Annotated in this window: 5 protein-coding genes; 3 read left to right on the forward strand and 2 right to left on the reverse strand. The window is 73.7% G+C overall.

The features are described 5' to 3' along the window. Both VNO22_03635 and VNO22_03640 read left to right on the forward strand, forming a co-directional pair. On the forward strand, positions 1-400 hold a 400-nt coding region (locus VNO22_03635; protein ID HXG60443.1), incomplete at its 5' end, for a 7-cyano-7-deazaguanine synthase. Beyond that, positions 397-1,104, forward strand: coding sequence for a 7-carboxy-7-deazaguanine synthase QueE (locus VNO22_03640; protein ID HXG60444.1), 708 nt, complete (start codon positions 397-399; stop codon positions 1,102-1,104). The genes VNO22_03635 and VNO22_03640, both read left to right, overlap by 4 nt. Here the strand turns inward: VNO22_03640 and rpiB are convergent. Together rpiB and VNO22_03650 are read right to left on the reverse strand one after the other, a co-directional pair. Further along, positions 1,080-1,556, reverse strand: a complete 477-nt coding sequence (gene rpiB, locus VNO22_03645) for a ribose 5-phosphate isomerase B (GenBank protein HXG60445.1) — start codon at positions 1,554-1,556, stop codon at positions 1,080-1,082. The two genes, VNO22_03640 and rpiB, sit on opposite strands and share 25 nt — an antisense overlap. Continuing rightward, entirely contained in the window at positions 1,553-2,629 is a 1,077-nt protein-coding gene (locus VNO22_03650; protein HXG60446.1) for an L-threonylcarbamoyladenylate synthase, read from the reverse strand. The genes rpiB and VNO22_03650 overlap by 4 nt, the downstream gene beginning before the upstream one ends. Positions 2,630-2,711: 82 nt before the next feature. Here VNO22_03650 and VNO22_03655 point away from each other — a divergent pair. Further along, positions 2,712-3,131, forward strand: a 420-nt coding sequence (locus VNO22_03655) for a bifunctional precorrin-2 dehydrogenase/sirohydrochlorin ferrochelatase (protein ID HXG60447.1), incomplete at its 3' end; no start/stop codon positions are given.

The raw sequence follows: 3,131 nt of genomic DNA on the forward strand, positions 1-3,131 counted from the left end.
GCGGGCGCGCCTGCCCCGCCACGAGATGTCGGCCCGCTCGGCGGCCGCCGTCTGGGTGCCCAACCGGAACGGCGTCTTCATCGAGATCGCCGCCGCGCACGCGGAGTCCCTCGGAGCGACGCGTCTGGTGACGGGCTTCAACCGCGAGGAAGCGGCGACCTTTCCGGACAACTCCCCCGCGTACGTCCGGGCCGTCAACCGCGCGCTCGGCTACTCCACCGCCAATGGGGTGCGCGTCGTGAGCTACACGGCGAACCTCGACAAGGCGGGGATCGTGCGCCTGGGCCGCCGCCTGGGGGCGCCGCTCGGGTGGATCTGGCCGTGCTACGAGGGCGGCCGGACGTGGTGCGGCTCCTGCGAGTCCTGCCTGCGGAGCCTTCGCGCGCTGGAGGCGCGATGAAACGCCTCGAAGGCCGCCTCCTCGAAGTCTTCTCCTCCTTCCAGGGGGAAGGGCCCTACGCGGGCCTTCGCCAGGTCTTCGTGCGCCTCTCGGGCTGCCACCTGCGCTGCGCGTACTGCGACACCCCCGAGTCGTGGGAGCGCGCCGCCCGGTGGACGATCCGGGGGGAATCCCGGCCCAACCCGGTCGGCGTCGAGGAGACCCTCGAGGCCATCCGCTCGTTCGGCCCGCACCCGTCCGTGAGCTTCACGGGGGGAGAGCCGGTGCTGCAGGCGGAGTTCGTGCGCGAGACGGCCCTCGGGGCGCGCGCGCTGGGCATGAAGACCTACCTCGACACGAGCGGCACGCTCGCCCACCGTCTCGCGGTGGTCGCCGACGCGATCGACGTGTTCGCCTTCGACGTGAAGCTCCCTTCGTGCGAAGGGGTGCGGATGGACTGGGAGGACACGCGGCGCTGCCTGGAGCTGGCCCGCGGGCGCGAGGCGTTCGTCAAGATCGTGGTCCTGCGGGACACGCGCGAGGAGGAGGTCGCCCGCGCGGCCTCGATCGTGCCGCCGGAGATGCCGATCGTGCTGCAGCTCGTCACGCCCGTGCGGCCCGGGATCGAGCCTCCGGACGGCGAAACCCTGGGGCGGCTGCGCCGGGCCTGCGGGCGGGACGTCCTGGTGCTCCCGCAGCTTCACGTCCTGGCGGGGTGGAAGTAGTCCGCCGGTCCGGGTCCGCCTTCGAGGCGCCGGACCTTCTCGAGACGGCCCGCGTGCCGCCCGCCTTCGAAGGGCGTTTCGAGCCACCGCGCCAGAAGCTCCGCGATGCGATCCGCCGGCAGGAGCCGCGCTCCCGCGCAGAACACGTTGGCGTCGTTGTGGCGGCGGCTGAATTCGGCGGTCGCCTCGTCGGTCACGTGGACCGCGCGGACGCCGGGGATCTTGTTCGCCGCGATCGACATGCCGACGCCCGTGCCGCAGACGAGCACGCCGCGGTCCGCGCGCCCGGAGGCCACGGCGCGGGCGACGGCGGCGGCGAAGTCCGGGTAGTCGCAGGGGGCCCCGCTGGACGGGCCGAGGTCGATCACCTCGTGGCCGCGCGCCCGCAGGAATTCCCCGAGGGATTCCTTGGCGGCCCAGCCCGCGTGGTCGGCTCCGAGCGCGATCTTCATGCGGCCACGATTTCCGGAAGGCGGCGTTCCAGCGCCTCGTGGATGCGCCGGGCGCAGTCGGCGTAGACGGAGGCGGGCGCGCCGATGGGATCCTCGATCTCCCGGCCCGACGGGTCGAGCAGCTCGATCTTGCCCGCATGCTCGGGCATCCACTCGACGAGCACCTTGCGGTGGCGGGCGCTCATGACGAAGACGCGGTCGGCTTCCTCCACCATGGAGACGGAAACCGGCTGCGACGAGTGGCGGGAAAGGTCAGCGCCGTAGGCGGCCACGGCGTGCTCGGCCTCTTCGGCGGCGGCGCCTCCGTACCCGGCGGCGGTGCCGGCGGAAAGGATCCGCCAGCCGCGGGACTCGAGGTCGGACTCGGCCACGCCCAGGCGTCCGGCCAGGAGGCGGCGCAGGAGAGCCGCCGCCATGGGGCTTCGGCAGGTGTTGCCCGTGCAGACGAAGAGGATCGTGCGGAGATTGACCTCGTCGATCATGGAGGCGGGGATGGCGCCTTCCCGCACGACTTCGGCGCGTCCGCCCCGGACGCGCACCACGGTCGAGGCTCCCCGCTGGCGGGTGGGACCCGCGTCGATGAGGACGTCCAGCCGGCCGTCGAAGGCCCGCAGGACCTCCTCGGCGCGGACGGCGGCGGGCTCTCCGGGCCGGTGGGCGGAGGGGACTCCCACGCGGACGCCCGCCGCGCGCAGGACCTCGAGGGCCACCTTGTGGTTGGGGTACCGGACGGCCACCTCGCCGCCGTCGGGGGCGGGAAAGAGGATCGTCAGGGGTCCCGGCCAGAACTTCTGCATGAGTCGCGCCGCGGCGGGCGGAAGCGGTCCGGGCACGAGCTTTCGGAGCGCGTCGCGGTCGCCGATGTGGATCGTGATCCGGTGGCCGGGGGGATTCCCGCGAAGCTCGAGGACGCGGCGGACCGCCTCGGGCCGCTCGAGGTTGACGGCGATCCCGTAGACGGTTTCCGTGGGGAGGCCCACCAGGCCCCCTTCGCGGAGCGCGCGGACGGCCGGGGCGAGCGCCGCGGGGTCGAAGGACTCCGGGTGGACGGCGATGACGCGGGTTTCGCTCACACGCGCATGATAGCACACGGGGCCGAGCCCGTCATCCCGCGCGCTTGGGTCGGGGCCGCCGTTCGGCTATAATCCGCCGGCGATGTACTATCCGGTGAGCCTCAAGGTGGACGGCGAGGCGTGCCTCGTCGTGGGCGGAGGCGCCGTGGCCTGGAGGAAGGCGCGGGCGCTCGCGCGGGCCGGCGCGCGCGTGACGGCGGTGAGTCCGCGGTTCGATCCCCGGTTCGGGCGGCTTCCCGTGCGGCGGGTCCGGCGCGCGTTTCGGGCCGGGGACGTGCGGGGGGCGTTTCTGGTGGTTTCGGCCACGGACGATCCCGAGGTCAACCGGGCGGTGTTCGAGGCGTGCCGCCGGCGCGGGATTCCGGTGAACGTGGTGGACCGCCCGGAGCTGTGCACCTTCATCGTGCCGGCGGTGGTGCGGCGGGGGCCGGTGACGGTGGCGGTTTCGACGGGCGGGGCTTTCCCGGGGCTGGCGCGGGCTTTGCGGCGGGAGCTGGAGCGG

The organism is Planctomycetota bacterium (assembly GCA_035574235.1).
GTDB lineage: Bacteria > Planctomycetota > MHYJ01 > MHYJ01 > JACPRB01 > DATLZA01.